The sequence below is a fragment of the Pigmentiphaga sp. H8 genome (assembly GCF_003854895.1).
Lineage (GTDB): Bacteria > Pseudomonadota > Gammaproteobacteria > Burkholderiales > Burkholderiaceae_B > Pigmentiphaga.
Genome location: NZ_CP033966.1, coordinates 3,171,473 through 3,186,684, shown reverse-complemented (window position 1 = coordinate 3,186,684; position 15,212 = coordinate 3,171,473). Strand labels below are relative to the sequence as shown.

The window sequence follows — 15,212 nt, the reverse complement described above, 5'->3', positions numbered from 1 at the left end:
ACAGGCGCATCATTCATGGCATTCAAGGTTTTCGATCTGCAATGCGAGCACGGCCACGTTTTCGAAGGCTGGTTCAGCTCGCACTCCGATTTCGACACGCAACGCGAAAGCGGCCTGATCAGCTGCCCGCTGTGCGACAGCAAATCCATCGACAAGAAATTGTCGGCCCCCATGCTGAACGTCTCCGGCAGCAAGGCGCCGGCCACTCCCGCCGCGCGCGAACCCGGCAACGCCCCCATGTCCCCCGACATGCAGGCCGCCATGCTCAAGCAATTGCGGGAAGTCCTGCGCCAGACCGAAAACGTCGGCGAACGCTTCGCCTCCGAAGCCCGGCGCATCCACCACGGCGACGCCCCCGAACGCCCCATCCGCGGCGTGGCCACCCAGCAGGAACGCCAGTCGCTGGCCGAAGAGGGCATAGCCGTAGCCCCCATCCCCGCCCTGCTAGACGACGACCGCCTGCAATAACCGACGTTCGTCCCGCCCGCGGGACGAACGAGCGCCTACCCACGCCAAAAGCGCAAGCAACCCAATAGAAAAAGACAACGGGGGAAAGGGGGCCAAAGGCCCCCAAGAAAGACGAGGCGAAGTGGATCCGGCTCCGCCGGTCCACTTCGACGCCCCACGGGGCCCGGCGCCGGGCCGCCCCAAGGCGGGCCCCCCGGCCCCCTCGGGGGGCTGCCGCGTAGCGGCTGGGGGCTCACCATGCCGGGCGCGCGTAAGCGCGTAGGGGGGGCTTATTTCACCCTGCTACGGTACTCGCCCGTACGGGTGTCGATCTCGATCTTGTCGCCGATTTCGCAGAACAGCGGCACCGGCAGTTCGTAGCCAGTGTTGACCTTGGCGGGTTTCATGACCTTGCCCGAGGTGTCGCCACGCACGGCCGGCTCGGTGTAGACGATCTCGCGCACGACGATGGTGGGCATTTCCACCGAGATCGCGCGGCCTTCGTAGAAGACCACCTCGACGGGCATGCCTTCTTCCAGGTAGTGCAGGGCATCGCCCATGCTCTCGGCTTCGACTTCGTACTGGTTGTACTCGGTGTCCATGAAGACATACATGGGGTCGGCGAAGTACGAGTAGGTGCACTCGCGGCGCTCGAGCACCAGGATTTCGAACTTTTCGTCGGCCTTGTAGACGGATTCCGTGCCCGAACCGGTCAGCAGGTTCTTGAGCTTCATCTTGACGACGGCGGCGTTGCGGCCGGACTTGTTGTATTCGGCCTTCAGGACGACCAGGGGATCCTTGCCGACCATGATGACGTTGCCGACGCGCAATTCCTGAGCGATTTTCATGCTGGAGCAACCTTAGGGGAGGGAACGCTAGTGACAGCCGGCGTGTAGCGCCGCGATGTCCAAAAGACGGCCATATGGCCTGTGCAGCCAACTAGTATAGCCCGGGACAGGGTGCCCCGGCTAGTTCCGCGTCAGGCGTGGTTTTCCTGCCGTGCCGCGCAGAAACCGGCCAGTTGGGTGGCCAGGTCGGGCTGGGCGGCCAGGGTGTCGCTCCAGGCGCGCGCGGCCTCGCGCCACGGGTCGAACACCGCTGGCGACAAGGCCTCGGCCAGCAACGGTTGGAAGCGCGCCGCCCCGGCGTCGCCGTTCCAGGCGGCCTGGAGCGCCGCCGCGGCTTGCGGGGCGGGGTAGCGCCGCAGCCAGGCGTGCAGCTTGTCGACATGGGCGGCCTCGGCCTGGGGGTAGATGTGCCAGACCATGGGGCGGCCGGCCCACTGGGCGCGGATGAAGGAATCCTCGCCCCGGACGAAGTTCAGGTCGGCGCTCCACAGCAGGCGGTCGTAGTCGGCCTGGGGCAGGAAGGGCGCCCGCGCGATGCGCAGGCGGCCACGCGCGCCGGCGGTCAGGTAGGGGGCGACGCCGGGCGGGATGGCCAGCAGCGTGGGTATGTCGCCGCCCGCCAGTACGTCGGCCAGGATGGAGGCCGGTGCGTCGGGATAGCAGAACAGGGTGACCAGGCGTTCGCCGGCACAGGGCTCGGGCAGGCCGGCACCGCGCAGGAAGGCGGCCAGGGCGGCCGGATCGGCCTGGAGGGCATCGCGTTCGGCCAGCAGGCCGCGCTCGCGCAGCAGCCCGCCGGTCGCCGGCGTGAACCCGGGGAAGAAGAAGTACTTGCGCAGCCCGCCCGGCTGGGGTGAGGGCAGGGCATGGCAGTTCTCGACCCAGGTCTCGGCGCTCAGGTATTCCAGGTTGACCCAGACGGGCGGGCGCACCCGGTCCCGCATGCGCTGGACGAATTCGGCGGGCGGATCGCAGGCGAAGGCCTCGATGACCACGTCGCCCGGTTCCAGCGGCGGCGCCGGCCGCGTCCAGCGGACGATGTCCACGCCATCGGCGCGCTGCGCGGCCGCCTTGGGATCGACCGCCGGCGCCAGGCGCGCCATGACCGGCAGGTCGTCCACCCACAGGCGCACCCGCCAGCCGTGCTCCCGCGCCAGTTGGCGGGCCAGGCGCCAGCACACGCCTATGTCGCCGTAGTTGTCGATCACGCGGCAGAAGATGTCGGCGCGCATCAGCGGTTTTCCTCGTCCCAAAGGACGCCATTATCGCCCGCGGCCCGGCCGTCCCCGGGCAGCATGCGGCGGGCCAGGTCCAGCCAGGCGCGCGCGGCGAACGAGAGGTAGCGGCCGCGGCGCCAAGCGAAGGCCATGTGCCACCACAACTGCGGATCCTGGAGCGGGACCACCGCCAGCCGAGAGCGGTCCAGTTGGCGGCTGAACAGCTCCGGCAGCAGGGCGAGCCCCACGCCGGCGGCCACCATGGAGGCCATGAAGTCCCACTGGCTGCTGCGGCCGGCGATCCGCGGCGTGAAGCCGGCCTGGACGCAGGCGGCGTGGACCACTTCGTTCAGCACGAAGCCCTCGCCGTAGAAGATGAAGGGTTCGGCCGCCAGTTCCTCCAGCCGGACCCGTTCGCGCCCGGCCCAGCTCGAGGATGCCGGCACGATCAGGCGCAGCGGGAAATTGCAGATGGGCAGCGTTTCGTATTCGTTTTCGTCCGCCGGCAGCAGCATGGCGCCGATCTCGAGCGTACCGGACTTCAGTTCGTCTTCGACCGAGCGCGAGCCGCGCTCGAACAGCCGCAGCTCGATCCCCGGATAGTCCTGATGGAAGCGTGCGAGCAGCGGGGCCAGCAGGTGGTGCGCCAGCGGTGGGGTGCCGACGACCAGTTCGCCCCGGGCGGCCTGGCGCACGTCGGACAGTTCGGCCTGCAACTGGGCGTGCAGGGCCAGCAGTTGCCGTCCGCGTTCCAGCACGATGCGGCCGGTGTCGGTCGGTTCGATGCGCCGGCCGAACTTGCGCAGCACCGGCGTGCCCAGTTCGTCCTCCAACTGCCGGATCATCTTGCTGACCGTGGGCTGGGTCACGAACAGCGCGCGCGCCGCCGCCGTGTAGCTTTGGCGCTGGACGACCTCGACGAAGTACCGCAGGGCGCGCAAATCCATTTCATTCCAATATGGAATTCTTAATATGGATTTTATTCATTTTCTAAATGGAAGCGTCTTGTCTAGAATTACGGGTATACCCGTAGACCAATCATGTCGCACCGCTTCCTTCCCCCCTTCGCCGTCCGCATCCTCCAGGTCCTGGCCCTGGTTGCCGTCTGGTGGGCCGCCGACACTGCCGTCCGCTGGACCGGCCTGCCCATCCCCGGCGGGGTGGTGGGCCTGTTCGCCGTGCTGGCGCTGCTGCTGAGCGGCCGCCTGCCGCTCCACCGCATCGACCAGGGCGCGCACTGGCTGCTGGCCGACATGCTGGTGTTCTTCATTCCCGCCGTGGTCGCGATGGTGCGCTACCAGGATCTGCTCAGGAACGAGGGGCTGAAGCTGGCGGCGGTCATCGTGCTGGGCAACGCCTGCGTCATGCTGACCACCGCGGCGACGGTGGAGTGGATCGCCCGGCGGCGCCGCGCCCGCGCGCCGGCGAAGGCGGCATCATGATCATCGTCCTGTGCGTGGTGGCCACGCTTGCCTTGTATTACCTGAACAAGCTGCTCCATGCCCGCCATCCGCGGCTCTGGACGCATCCCATCCTGCTGACGCCGCTGGCGTTGCTGGCCTTGTTGCTGGCCACGGGCATTTCGCTGGACGAATACGCGGCCGATACGCGCGTGCTGCTGTGGTTCCTGGGCCCGGCCACGGTGGCGTTCGCGGTACCGATCTACCAGTACCGGCGCCTGATACGGGAGCTGTGGCCGGCCCTGGCCGTGGGCACGGTGGCGGGCGTGACGGCTGCGGTGGCCAGTTCGTGGTGGCTGGCGCGGGCCTTCCACCTGGCCCCCGAGGTCGCGCGCAGCCTGCTGGTGCGCTCGGTCTCCACGCCCTTCGCCATGGCCACGGCGGACCGCTTCGGCGGCGACGCCGACCTGGCGGCGATGTTCGTGGTCTTCACCGGGCTGGCCGGCATGCTGACCGGCGAATTGATCCTGGCCCTGATGCCGCGCCGTTCGGAGCTGGCCTCCGGCGCGTCCTACGGCGCCGCGGCCCACGCGCTGGGCACGGCCAAGGCGCGCGAGCTGGGCGAGGAAGCCGGCGTGATGGCCAGCCTGCTGATGATATTCAGCGGCCTGTCCATGGTGCTGCTGGCACCGGTCCTGGGCGCCTGGCTGGCCTGAGGCCCGCGGCGCGCCGGCAGGGGGCGCCGCCCCCGCGCGTCAGCGCCGCTGGTACTGCGTGGATCCGAACAGGTTTTCCTTCGCGGTGGCGTCTTGCGGCTTGCGCTGATCGGCCAGGACCTGGATGCCGCGCTGCACGGCTGGTCGGGCGTGGATCTCGTCGAACCAGCGCTTGACGTTGGGGAAGTCCGCCAGGTCCACCCCCTGGTTGGCGTGCGAGCGGGTCCAGGGCCAGGTGGCCATGTCGGCGATGGTGTAGGCGCGTCCGGCCAGGAAGGCCTGGCGGGACAACTGCTTGTCCATGACGCTGTACAGCCGCCGGGATTCGTTGGTGTAGCGGTTGGTGGCGTATTCGATGCGCTCGGGCGCGTACAGCCGGAAATGGTGGGCTTGGCCCAGCATGGGGCCGACGCCGCCCATCTGGAACATCAGCCATTGCAGTGTGCTGTAGCGCTCGCGGTCGGTCTTGCCCAGGAACTTGCCGGTCTTGCCGGCCAGGTAGACCAGGATGGCGCCGGACTCGAACAGCGAGATCGGCTTGCCGTCGGGCCCCTCGGGATCGACGATGGCGGGAATCTTGTTGTTGGGGCTGATGGCCAGGAACTCTTCCTTGAACTGGTCGCCAGCCCCGATGTTGATGCCCGTCACTTCGTACGGAAGCTTGCACTCCTCGAGCATGATGTGCACTTTGTGGCCATTGGGCGTCGGCCAGGAGTAGACCTGGATGGGCTGCTGGGCCGGCTTGGCGATCTTGTCGGTCATGCGGGACTCCGGAAAAGAGGTCGAATTCGATGCGATTATGCGACAAAGACCCTCGCTCGTGGCCCATAGGCCGCCCTTGCGGAAGGGATACGGGCGGCGATCTTTGACCGTGGCGCACAGCAGCTGCACCGAATGCGGGCTGGGCAGGGGGGCGACAAAGGAAGATAATCCGTGTTTACCCTTGGCCGGATCCGCCTTCCGGCCGCTGGCTGCCAGCGCGCAACGACCGCTGCGGCGGGACCAGCGACCGGCTTCGTCCGGAGGCGCCGCGAGGCCTCGTGCCCGGCGCCAGGCGCAGGTTTCCTTTGTTTTTCGGCCCATCCCATGACTCGTCCGCGTTTCCTGCCCGATAATTTCACACTCAGCCTGATCGTCGTCGTCACCCTTGCCAGCTTCCTGCCATGTTCCGGGCAGACGGCCGTGGTATTCGACTGGATCACCAACATCGCCATCGGCCTGCTGTTCTTCCTGCACGGCGCCAAGCTGTCGCGCGAGGCCATCGTCGCCGGCGCCACCCACTGGCGGCTGCATCTGCTGATCTTCGTATTCACCTTCGTCATGTTCCCCGTCCTGGGGATGGCGTTCAAGCCGCTCCTGGCGCCGCTGGTCACCCCCGACCTGTACCTGGGCATCCTGTTCCTGTGCGCCCTGCCGGCCACGGTGCAGTCGGCCATCGCGCTCACGTCCATCGCGCGCGGCAACATCCCGGCGGCCATCTGCAGCGCCTCGGCCTCCAGCCTGCTAGGCATCTTCCTGACGCCGGTGCTGGTCAAGCTGATGATGAGCACCGCCGGCGAGGCGGCCTTCTCGTTCGACGCGGTGGGCAAGATCCTGATGCAACTGCTGCTGCCCTTCGTGGTGGGGCAGGTGATGCGCCGCTGGATAGGCGGCTGGGTCGCGCGCCATCGCGCCGTGCTCAAGTACGTGGACCAGGGCTCCATCCTGCTGGTGGTCTATTCGGCCTTCAGCGAGGCCGTGGTGGGCGGCCTGTGGCACCAGACCTCGACCGCGACGCTGGCCGGCGTGCTGGTGGCCTGCGCGGTGATCCTGGCCGTGGCGCTGCTGGCCACGACCTACATCAGCCGCGCGCTGGGATTCTCGAAAGAAGACGAGATCACCATCGTTTTCTGCGGGTCCAAGAAAAGCCTGGCCACCGGCATTCCCATGGCCAAGGTGCTGTTGTCCAGCAGCGCCGCCGGCGCCATTGTCCTGCCGCTGATGATCTTCCACCAGATGCAGCTGATGGTATGCGCGGTGCTGGCGCGCCGCTACGCCAACCGCCCCGAGGAAGCGACCGAGGCCAGCCCGCGCGCGGCCTGAGCGTCCGCCGCGTCCCGCTCAGTGGAAATGGGCGGGGCCGGCGTCGGCGTCCTCGGGAGGCTCGGCGTGCACCATTTCCCCCAGGGGGTTGGGGAAGTAGGGCGCGCCGCAGTCGTCGCAGAATTCCAGGGGCAGCAGGCCCTGCAGCTTGCGCAGGTCGGTCACGCCCAGTTCCCGCAGCTGGTCGGCGATCACGTCCATGACGGGCATCTCGGGATCGTCGTCGTCGCGGCCGAATATCGGCCAGGTCGAGCCATAGATGACGTCGTTGCTCTGGCGCTGGGTGAAGCCGATCCGGTATTCCTCGATCTCGGTTTCGCCGCAGGCGGCGATGACGGCGCGCAACTGGTCGGGCGCGATGCCCAGCGTGGCTTCGAGCCAGGCGACCGAGGCGCGCAGCGACAGCGGCCGCACGCGCCGGTCGGCTTCGCGGTTGTTGACGTAGTAGGCGTCCGGCAGCAGGCATTCGAAGCCGCAGCCGGGCAGCAGGTCGGCGAACAGCGGGGCGGCTTGCGCTTCCCACTGGGCCAGGCAGCTTTCACGCGTGTGCTCGGGCTTGCCGGGGTTTTCCTGCCAGCGGAACACCGGGGCGCCGCGCGGCACGGCAACGGCCGCCACCACGTAGCGCGTGTCGGCCAGCAGGTTCGCGACCTCGGTGTCGTCGGTGGCCGGCATGCGCGGCAGCGTCAGACCCAGCGCCTGCGAGCCCAGGCGGCTCAGCCATAGCCGCGTGGCGCTGAACGAGCGCGGCATCTGGTCCACGCTGTAGAGTTCCGGAGCCACCGCCATGCGCGCGTCGGCCGCCAGGATGTGGCCGTGCAGCTGGGCCTTCAGCGCATCCAGCAGGCCGATGCGTATCGGGCCGTAGGGAATGCTGAAACGGGTCCAGGCCACCACCGGCGCCACCACCAGCAGCACGTCGTGGTCCACGCCGTCCTTCTGCAGCGTCAGCGATTCCGACAGGGTCTCGGCCTGCTCGACCAGGATCTCGTAGGCGCCGGCGTTGCGCTGGTACAGGACCTCGAGCGCGGCCTCGATGGTCGCGTCCTGGCCGCCGTGCATGAGCTTCTCCAGCAGCGTGCCCAGTTCCCCCTCCCAGTAGCGGTCCTCGACCCGGCTGCCCGAGCCGTTGAGCGACAGGGACAGCGATACGAGTTTTTCGGCATCGCGATTGAGGCGGGACGAGGATGTGCTGCGGGAACGGGGCATGGAGGGGTCGCGGCTGACGGAATGATTGTTCGAGTCCGCTAGTTTATCTCCCCGGCGCCGGATGGGTGCGCAGGCGCGGCCCGGCGGCCAGCAACTGGCTGGGCACCTCGCGCGCGACCAGGCGCGGCAGGGTGGCCACGACCTCCAGCAGCGGGGCCAGCGAGACGCCGGTGTCCACGCCCATGCAGTCGAACATGTGGACGAGTTCCTCGGTGCTGGCGTTGCCGCTGGCGCCCGGTGCATAGGGACAGCCGCCCAGGCCGCCCACGGCGCCGTCGAAGCGCCGCATGCCGGCCTGCCAGGCCGCCAGCGCATTGGCCAGCGCCATGCCGCGGGTGTTGTGCAGATGCAGGGTCAAGGAGATGGAGGCGGGCAGGAGGGCGGCCAGCGACGCGGACAGGTCCGCCACCTGCGTGGGGTAGGCCATGCCGGTGGTGTCGCACAGCGTGATGCCGGCCGCGCCGGCGCCGGCGAAGAGCCGCGCCAGCCGCTCGACCTCGGACGGCGCGATGTCGCCCTCGAACGGGCAGCCGAACGTGGTGGACAGCGAGACGTTGCAGGGCACGCGCGCCTGCGCGGCGCGTTCGAGCATGGCCAGCAACTGGGCCGTGGATTGTTCGCGGGTCATCCGCAGGTTGGCCTGGTTGTGGGTCTCGCTGACCGACATCACCAGGTTGAGTTCGTCGGCGCCGCTGTCCAGGGCGCGCTCCATGCCGCGCAGGTTGGGCACGAGGCAGGTGTAGACCACGCCGGGCCGGCGGCGGATGCGCTGCATGACGGCCTCGGCGTCGGCCAGCGCGGGAATGGCGCGGGCCGAGGTGAAGCTGGTGACCTCGATGCGGGCGAAGCCGCAGTCGGACAGCGCATCGACCAGCGCCACCTTGTCGTCGGTGGCGACGAAGGCGGGTTCGATCTGCAGCCCGTCGCGCGGGCCGACCTCGTTGATCTGGATCATGCGATCACTCCCTTGCCGCGCAGCGTCCGCAAGGCCTCGTCGTCCAGGCCCACGCCGCGCAGCACGGCGTCGGTGTGTTCGCCCAGGGTCGGCGCGCGGTGGCGGATGGCGCCCGGATGCGTGGACAGCTTGGGCACGATGCCGGGCATCTCGACCTTCAGGCCCTTGGCCGAGGTGACTGCCTGGATCATGTCGCGGGCGCGGTAGTGCGGGTCCTGGGCGATGTCGCGGGCGTTGTAGATGCGGCCGGCGGGCACGTCGGCCTCGCGCAGCGCGGCCAGCACCGCGCCGCTGTCCAGCGTGCGGGTCCAGGCGCCGATGGCCTCGTCCAGCTCGGCCGCGCGCTGCGCGCGGCCGTCGTTGCGGGCCAGGCCCGGGTCGTCGGCCAGGTCGTCGCGTCCCATGCGCCGCATCAGGCGCACGAAGATGCCATCGCCGTTGCCGGCGATCAGCACGTACTCGCCGTCGGCGCAAGGGTAGGCGTTCGAGGGAGCGATACCGGGCAGGGCGCCGCCCGCCGGCTGGCGCACGGCGCCGAACACCGAATACTCGGGCAGCAGGCTTTCACTCAGGTTGAACACGCTTTCGTACAGCGCGGTGTCGATCATCTGCCCCTGGCCGCCGCGCGCGTCGCGGTCGTACAGCGCCAGCAGCACGCCCATCGCGCCATGCAGGCCGGCGATCGTGTCGCCCAGCGACAGCCCCGCGCGCACGGGCGGGCGGCCCGGTTCGCCGGTCAGGTAGCGCAGCCCGGCCATGGCTTCGCCTATCGCCGCGAAACCCGGTTCGTCGCGTTTGGTTCCGGTCTGGCCGTAGCCCGAGACGCGCAGCATGATCAGGCGGGGATTCAGCGCATGCAGGGCTTCCCAGGACAGGCCCCATTTCTCCATGGCGCCGGGGCGGAAGTTCTCGATCAGCACGTCGGCCTGCGCGGCCAGCTTGCGCACTAGTTCCTGCCCTTCGGGTTGACGCAGGTCCACGCATACCGATTGCTTGCTGCGCGACTGGGCTTCCCACCAGACCGAGGTGCCCTCGTGCAGCATGCGCCACTTGCGCAGCGGATCGCCCTGGCCGGGCGGTTCGATCTTGATGATTTCGGCGCCGAAATCGGCCAGCGTCTTGGCGGCGAACGGGCCGGCGATCAACTGGCCCAGTTCCAGGATGCGGATGCCTTCGAGGATTTGCCGTGGCATGGGAGGTCTCGTGGGGGAAATGGCTTGGCGACAGTGTGACCCGAAACGTTCGGAGGGGGAAATGGCCGATCGGGCAAGCGGGGTTTGCCGGAATGCGAAAGCCGGCGCGGGGTCAGGCCGGCGCGGCGGCCGCCCGCAAGTGCGACACCAGCAGCCGCGCCGGCGCGGTCAGCGCCTCGGGCGCGCGCACGCCCAGCAGCAGGCCGCGCCTGGCCCAGCCGTCTTCCAGCGCGACCAGCTTCAGATTCATGGACTTCGCATGCGGGACCGCCGCGAGGCGGGGCAGGATCCCCACGCCCATGCCGGTCGAGACCATCCGGCAGATGGCATCGAAGCTGCGCACCTGGATGCGCGGCCGGATGGGCCGGTCCAGCCGGCTGCTTTCCTCCCGTATCCGGTTGGCGAGCGAGGTGGCGTCCGGCAGGCTGACGTAGTCATAGTCCAGCGTATCGCGAAAGGCCACCGAGCGCCGGGACGCCAGCGCGTGCGCGCGCGGCGCGATCAGCACCAGTTCGTCCTCGCGATAAGGGTAGGTCGCCAGGCCATCGGCGGGCGTGCGATCGGCGAACACGCCGACGTCGGCGCGGTTCTCGTTCACCGCGGCCACGATGTCCGCGCTGTTCTGTTCTTCGAGTTCGATGCGGATGCCGGGATGGCTCGCCATGAACCCGGCCAGGTCCTCCGGCAGGAACTGCGTGATGGACGAGGTATTGGCGGCGATGCGGACCTGGCCCACGGCGCCGCTGGCATAGTCGGACATCCGGCCGGCCAGTTGCTCCACGTCCTGCAGGATGCGCAGCGCGTGCCGCAGGCAGGCGCCTCCGGCCTCGGTCAGCTCCACGCCCGAGGCCCGGCGGTAGAGCAGGGGAGTACCCACCGTGTCCTCCAGGTCGGCGATGCGCCGGCTGGCCGCGCCCACCGCCAGGTTGGCCTGGCGGGCGCCGGCCGAGATGCTGCCGTGGCGCGCGACGGCCGCGAACAACGACAGCGTGACGAGATCGAAGCGCGAAAGATTGACCAAGCGTGGCTCCGCAGATGTGGCAAGGCCTGCGCCGGGCGCCGCGAGGGCACCGGAGGCGCAGGCCTCGGGTGGCGGCCCCGAGGGGCCGGCCGGCTTCAGGCTGCCAGCAACTGGCGCAGCACGAAGGGCAGGATGCCGCCGTGGTTGTAGTAGTCCACCTCGATGGGCGTGTCGATGCGCAGCAGCAGCGGGACCTGCCTGCTGGTACCGTTCTCGTAGTGGATGGTCAGCGTCACGTCCTGCTGGGGCTTGATGCCGTTTTCCAGCCCGGTGATGTCATAGGTCTCGCGGCCCGTGATGTTCAGGGACTGGATGCTGTCGCCTCCCTTGAACTGCAGCGGCAGCACGCCCATGCCCACCAGGTTGCTGCGGTGGATGCGCTCGAAGCTGCGCGCGATCACGGCCTTCACGCCCAGCAGCTGCGTGCCCTTGGCGGCCCAGTCGCGCGACGAACCCGTGCCGTATTCCTCGCCGCCGAAGATGACCGTGGGCGTGCCCTCGGCGATGTACTTCATGGCCGCGTCGTAGATCGACAGCTGTTCGCCGCTGGGCTGGTGCAGGGTCAGGCCGCCTTCCACGCGCGTGCCGTCGGCGTTGGGCGGGATCATCAGGTTCTTGATGCGCACGTTGGCGAAGGTGCCCCGCATCATGACCTCGTGATTGCCGCGGCGCGAGCCGTAGCTGTTGAAGTCGGCCTTCATCACGCCGTTGGCCTGCAGGTACCTGCCCGCGGGCGAGCTTTCCTTGATCGAGCCGGCCGGCGAGATGTGGTCGGTGGTGATGGAGTCGCCGAACAGGCCCAGGGCCCGGGCGTTCCTGACCACGGCATTGGCCGCGCCCGGCTCCATCGTGAAGTCCTCGAAGAACGGGGGCTCGGCGATGTAGGTCGACTTGGGCCAGTCGTAGATCTGCCCGGCCACGCCCTGGATGTCCTGCCACAGCTTGCCGGGGTTGGTCTTGACCTGGGCGTAGTTGCTCTTGAACGCCTTGGGATCCAGGGCGTATTTCATCAGCTTCTCGACTTCCGCCTGGGTCGGCCAGATGTCGCCCAGGTAGACATCGCCCTTGGTGCCGCGCCCCACCGGCTCGGTCATCAGGTCGCGCTTCATGGTGCCGGCGATGGCGTAGGCCACGACCAGCGGCGGCGAGGCCAGGAAGTTGGCCTTGATGTTCGGGTGGATGCGGGCCTCGAAGTTGCGGTTGCCCGACAGCACGGCCGCGCACACCAGGTCGTTCTTGGTGATGAGGTCGTTCAGCTCGGGCGCGAGGTCGCCGGCGTTGCCGATGCAGGTCGTGCAGCCGTAGGCCGCCACGTCGAAGCCGAGCTGTTCAAGATAGGGCAGCAGGTCGGTCTTCTGGAGGTACTCGGTCACGACGCGCGATCCGGGGGCGAGCGAGGTCTTGATGTGCGGCTTGACTTTGAGCCCGGCCTTCACCGCCTTCTTGGCCAGCAGGCCCGCCGCCAGCAGCACGCTGGGGTTGGACGTGTTGGTGCAGGAGGTGATGGCGGCGATCAGGATGTCGCCGTTCTGGATGGGGATGCCGTTGTCGGTCGTGAAGACCTGGTCGAGTTTCGCGGCGGGCTGCGAGAAGCCGTTCTCGGCAACCGGCTTGCTGAACAGGTCGCCGAAGGTGGCCTTGACGTCGCCGATCTCGATGCGGTCCTGGGGACGCTTGGGGCCGGCCAGCGAGGGCGCGACGGTGGACAGGTCCAGGGTCAGCAGCGTGGTGTAGTCGATGTCCTTGGCATTGGGCACGCCGAACATCTTCTGGGCGCGGTAATACGCTTCGAAGGCGTCGATTTCTTCCTTGGTGCGGCCCGTGCCCTTGAAGAAGTCGATGGTGCGCTCGTCCACGGGGAAAAAGCCCATGGTGGCGCCGTACTCGGGGGCCATGTTGCCGATGGTGGCGCGCTCGGAAACGGTCAGGCTGGCCGTGCCGGGACCACAGAACTCGACGAACTTGCCGACGACTTTCTCGCGGCGCAGCATCTCGGTGATGGTCAGGACCAGGTCGGTCGCGGTGACGCCTTCGCGCAGCTTGCCCTTGAGCTCGACGCCGACGACGTCGGGGGTCAGGATGTAGACGGGCTGGCCCAGCATGGCGGCCTCGGCCTCGATGCCGCCCACGCCCCAGCCGACCACGCCGATGCCGTTGATCATGGTGGTGTGGCTGTCGGTGCCGACCAGCGAGTCAGGGTAGTAGACCTTGTCGCGCTTGTGCACGCCGCGCGCCAGGTATTCGAGGTTCACCTGGTGGACGATGCCGAAGCCCGGGGGCACCACGCCGAAGGTGTCGAAGGCCTGCATGCCCCACTTCATGAACTGGTAGCGCTCGTGGTTGCGCTTGAATTCCAGCTTCATGTTGATGTCGAGGGCGTTCTTGGTGCCGTAGGCGTCGATCATGACGGAGTGGTCGACGACGAGGTCCACCGGAACCAGGGGTTCGATGGCCTTGGGATTCTTGTCGAGCTTGGCAGCGACGTTGCGCATGGCGGCCAGGTCGGCCAGCAGGGGAACGCCGGTGAAGTCCTGGAGCACGACGCGGGCGACGACGAAGGGGATTTCTTCTTCGCGCTTGGCGCCGGGTTTCCAGTTGGCGAGCTGTTTGATGTGTTCTTCGGTGACTTTCTTGCCGTCACAGTTGCGCAGGACGGATTCGAGCACGATCCGCAGGGAGACGGGCAGTCGCTCTACCGCCACGCCCAGGGCCTTGCCGAGTGCCGGGAGCGAGTAGTACTGGCCGGTTTTGCTGCCGATCTTGAACTCTTTCAGGGTTTTGAACGTGTTGTGCGGCATGATGGGCTCCGAAGGAAAACCGGTTAAATCTACCACTTATGTTGCGTCGTTGCGATGTAGGGGGCGGATGACTTTCTATAAGGGTAGGTCCTATGTCTTATATAAGATATAAGACATAAAAATGCAAGTATTGGTTTGGACTGCTGGATGGAGGGTTGGTTCTTGAGACGGCCTGCTTGCGGCCCCCGGCCGCCCTGTGCGGGCGCAGCGAAGCCGGTCCCGGCTTTGCCGGGACTACCCGGCGTTTGAGCGGCTGGCGGAGCGGGCGGGTCATCCGGCTGGTGTTGGGGTGGGGTGGCGCAGATGGATCAGCGGATAGGGGCGGCCCTGGCCGTCCCGCGGGGAGCGGCCGGTGGGGATGAAGCCCAGGCGTTCGTAGAAGCCCATGGCCTGGGCGTTCTGTTCGTTCACGTCGGTGGTCAGGCCGGGGAATCGTTCCAGGGCGTGCCGGACCAGGGCGCGGCCGAGGCCGAATCCGCGGTGGTCGGGGTCGACGAACAGGGCTTCCATGTGGCCGTCGTTCAGCAGCATGAAAGCCAGGGCGCGGTCCTGGTCGTCCACGGCTACCCAGAGCGGGGCACCGGGCAGGAAGGACACGACTTCGCGGTCGATGGCCTGGCGGTCTTCCGGCGTCAGGAAGTCGTGGGTGGCGTCCACGGCGCGGCGCCAGATGGCGATGGCGAGGGGGGCGTCTTGGGGAGTGGAGGGGCGGATCTTGATCACGGGGCAGTATAGCCACGGCGCGGCCGAGGCCGCTCTCCGCTATGCTTGAGCGTTCGCTTCCACAACAACAATGAAGGGGGGAAGTTCATGAAACGTCTGGGAATGGTGATCCTGGCCGGCGCGCTGGCAGGCTGTGCCACGAATCCGGGGGTGTCCGGGGGCGCGCTGGCGCCGCACCTGGAAAGCTGCAAGGGGGTCAGCGAGCAGGAGATCGCCGGCCTGTTCGACCGATGGAACCGCTCGCTGCAGACCGGCGATCCGCATCAGGTGGTGGCCAACTACGCGCCCGATTCGGTGCTGCTGCCCACCATGTCCAACCAGCCGCGCTACAGCGCGCAGGCCAAGGAGGACTACTTCCAGCATTTCCTGGAGGATCGTCCGGCGGGCCGGATCGACGAGCGCCGCATCGCGCTGGGGTGCAATACCGCCGTCGATTCGGGGCTGTACACCTTCACCTTCGCCCGGACGGGGGCCGCGGTCAAGGCTCGCTATACCTATGCCTATCGCTGGGACGGGCGGCAATGGCTGATCACCAGCCATCACTCGTCGGCGATGCCGGAAAGAAAGTAGGGGGCAGGGCGGGGGAGCTGCCCGGAACGGGTG

15 protein-coding genes are annotated in these 15,212 nt (G+C 68.1%); 5 read left to right on the top strand and 10 right to left on the bottom strand.

Annotated features, from left to right (window positions below):
* The first annotated feature begins 15 nt into the window (after nucleotides 1–15).
* The gene (locus tag EGT29_RS15120) at nucleotides 16–468 is read left to right on the top strand and encodes a DUF1178 family protein (RefSeq protein WP_124689763.1); all 453 of its coding nucleotides are present in this window, start codon (nucleotides 16–18) and stop codon (nucleotides 466–468) included.
* Nucleotides 469–737: 269 nt separating this feature from the next.
* Here the strand turns inward: EGT29_RS15120 and efp are convergent, their stop codons facing one another.
* The 3 genes from efp to EGT29_RS15105 all read right to left on the bottom strand — a co-directional run bounded on the left by efp (nucleotide 738) and on the right by EGT29_RS15105 (nucleotide 3,459).
* Nucleotides 738–1,295 carry an elongation factor P gene (gene efp, locus EGT29_RS15115; protein WP_124689762.1) on the bottom strand — a complete coding sequence of 186 codons (558 nt, stop codon included), beginning with the start codon at nucleotides 1,293–1,295 and terminating at the stop codon, nucleotides 738–740.
* Nucleotides 1,296–1,426: 131 nt separating this feature from the next.
* Nucleotides 1,427–2,527, bottom strand: a complete 1,101-nt coding sequence (earP, locus tag EGT29_RS15110; protein ID WP_124689761.1) for an elongation factor P maturation arginine rhamnosyltransferase EarP — start codon at nucleotides 2,525–2,527, stop codon at nucleotides 1,427–1,429.
* A complete protein-coding gene (locus tag EGT29_RS15105) occupies nucleotides 2,527–3,459 on the bottom strand; it encodes a LysR family transcriptional regulator (protein WP_124689760.1) in 933 nt (310 codons plus the stop codon). The genes earP and EGT29_RS15105 overlap by 1 nt, the downstream gene beginning before the upstream one ends.
* A 93-nt stretch (nucleotides 3,460–3,552) precedes the next feature.
* Between EGT29_RS15105 and EGT29_RS15100 the strand changes: the two genes are divergently transcribed.
* Nucleotides 3,553–3,954 (top strand): CidA/LrgA family protein, encoded by a 402-nt coding sequence (locus EGT29_RS15100; RefSeq protein WP_124689759.1) that lies wholly within the window; start codon nucleotides 3,553–3,555, stop codon nucleotides 3,952–3,954.
* On the top strand, nucleotides 3,951–4,628 hold the full coding sequence (locus tag EGT29_RS15095; RefSeq protein ID WP_124689758.1) for an LrgB family protein: 678 nt from the start codon (nucleotides 3,951–3,953) through the stop codon (nucleotides 4,626–4,628). The genes EGT29_RS15100 and EGT29_RS15095 overlap by 4 nt, the downstream gene beginning before the upstream one ends.
* A gap of 39 nt (nucleotides 4,629–4,667) precedes the next feature.
* Here the strand turns inward: EGT29_RS15095 and EGT29_RS15090 are convergent, their stop codons facing one another.
* The gene (locus EGT29_RS15090; protein ID WP_124689757.1) at nucleotides 4,668–5,390 is read right to left on the bottom strand and encodes a glutathione binding-like protein; all 723 of its coding nucleotides are present in this window, start codon (nucleotides 5,388–5,390) and stop codon (nucleotides 4,668–4,670) included.
* A 324-nt stretch (nucleotides 5,391–5,714) separates the two neighbouring features.
* On the opposite strand from EGT29_RS15090, the gene EGT29_RS15085 reads away from it, so the two are divergent.
* On the top strand, nucleotides 5,715–6,710 hold the full coding sequence (locus EGT29_RS15085) for a bile acid:sodium symporter family protein (RefSeq protein ID WP_124689756.1): 996 nt from the start codon (nucleotides 5,715–5,717) through the stop codon (nucleotides 6,708–6,710).
* 18 nt (nucleotides 6,711–6,728) lie between these two features.
* On the opposite strand, the gene EGT29_RS15080 is transcribed toward EGT29_RS15085, so the two are convergent.
* From EGT29_RS15080 to EGT29_RS15055, 6 genes are all read right to left on the bottom strand, one after another.
* Nucleotides 6,729–7,919 carry a DUF2863 family protein gene (locus EGT29_RS15080; protein WP_124689755.1) on the bottom strand — a complete coding sequence of 397 codons (1,191 nt, stop codon included), beginning with the start codon at nucleotides 7,917–7,919 and terminating at the stop codon, nucleotides 6,729–6,731.
* Between the two features lie 43 nt (nucleotides 7,920–7,962).
* Entirely contained in the window at nucleotides 7,963–8,874 is a 912-nt protein-coding gene (locus tag EGT29_RS15075; protein ID WP_124689754.1) for a hydroxymethylglutaryl-CoA lyase, read from the bottom strand.
* On the bottom strand, nucleotides 8,871–10,067 hold the full coding sequence (locus EGT29_RS15070; RefSeq protein WP_124689753.1) for a CaiB/BaiF CoA-transferase family protein: 1,197 nt from the start codon (nucleotides 10,065–10,067) through the stop codon (nucleotides 8,871–8,873). Before EGT29_RS15070 ends, EGT29_RS15075 begins: the two co-directional genes overlap by 4 nt.
* A 112-nt stretch (nucleotides 10,068–10,179) precedes the next feature.
* Nucleotides 10,180–11,088, bottom strand: a complete 909-nt coding sequence (locus EGT29_RS15065) for a LysR substrate-binding domain-containing protein (RefSeq protein ID WP_124689752.1) — start codon at nucleotides 11,086–11,088, stop codon at nucleotides 10,180–10,182.
* Between the two features lie 95 nt (nucleotides 11,089–11,183).
* Nucleotides 11,184–13,886, bottom strand: coding sequence for an aconitate hydratase AcnA (acnA, locus tag EGT29_RS15060; RefSeq protein ID WP_124689751.1), 2,703 nt, complete (start codon nucleotides 13,884–13,886; stop codon nucleotides 11,184–11,186).
* Between the two features lie 270 nt (nucleotides 13,887–14,156).
* Nucleotides 14,157–14,609, bottom strand: a complete 453-nt coding sequence (locus EGT29_RS15055; RefSeq protein WP_124689750.1) for an acetyltransferase — start codon at nucleotides 14,607–14,609, stop codon at nucleotides 14,157–14,159.
* 87 nt (nucleotides 14,610–14,696) lie between these two features.
* Between EGT29_RS15055 and EGT29_RS15050 the strand changes: the two genes are divergently transcribed.
* Nucleotides 14,697–15,179, top strand: a complete 483-nt coding sequence (locus EGT29_RS15050; RefSeq protein WP_124689749.1) for an SgcJ/EcaC family oxidoreductase — start codon at nucleotides 14,697–14,699, stop codon at nucleotides 15,177–15,179.
* Nucleotides 15,180–15,212: the final 33 nt, after the last annotated feature.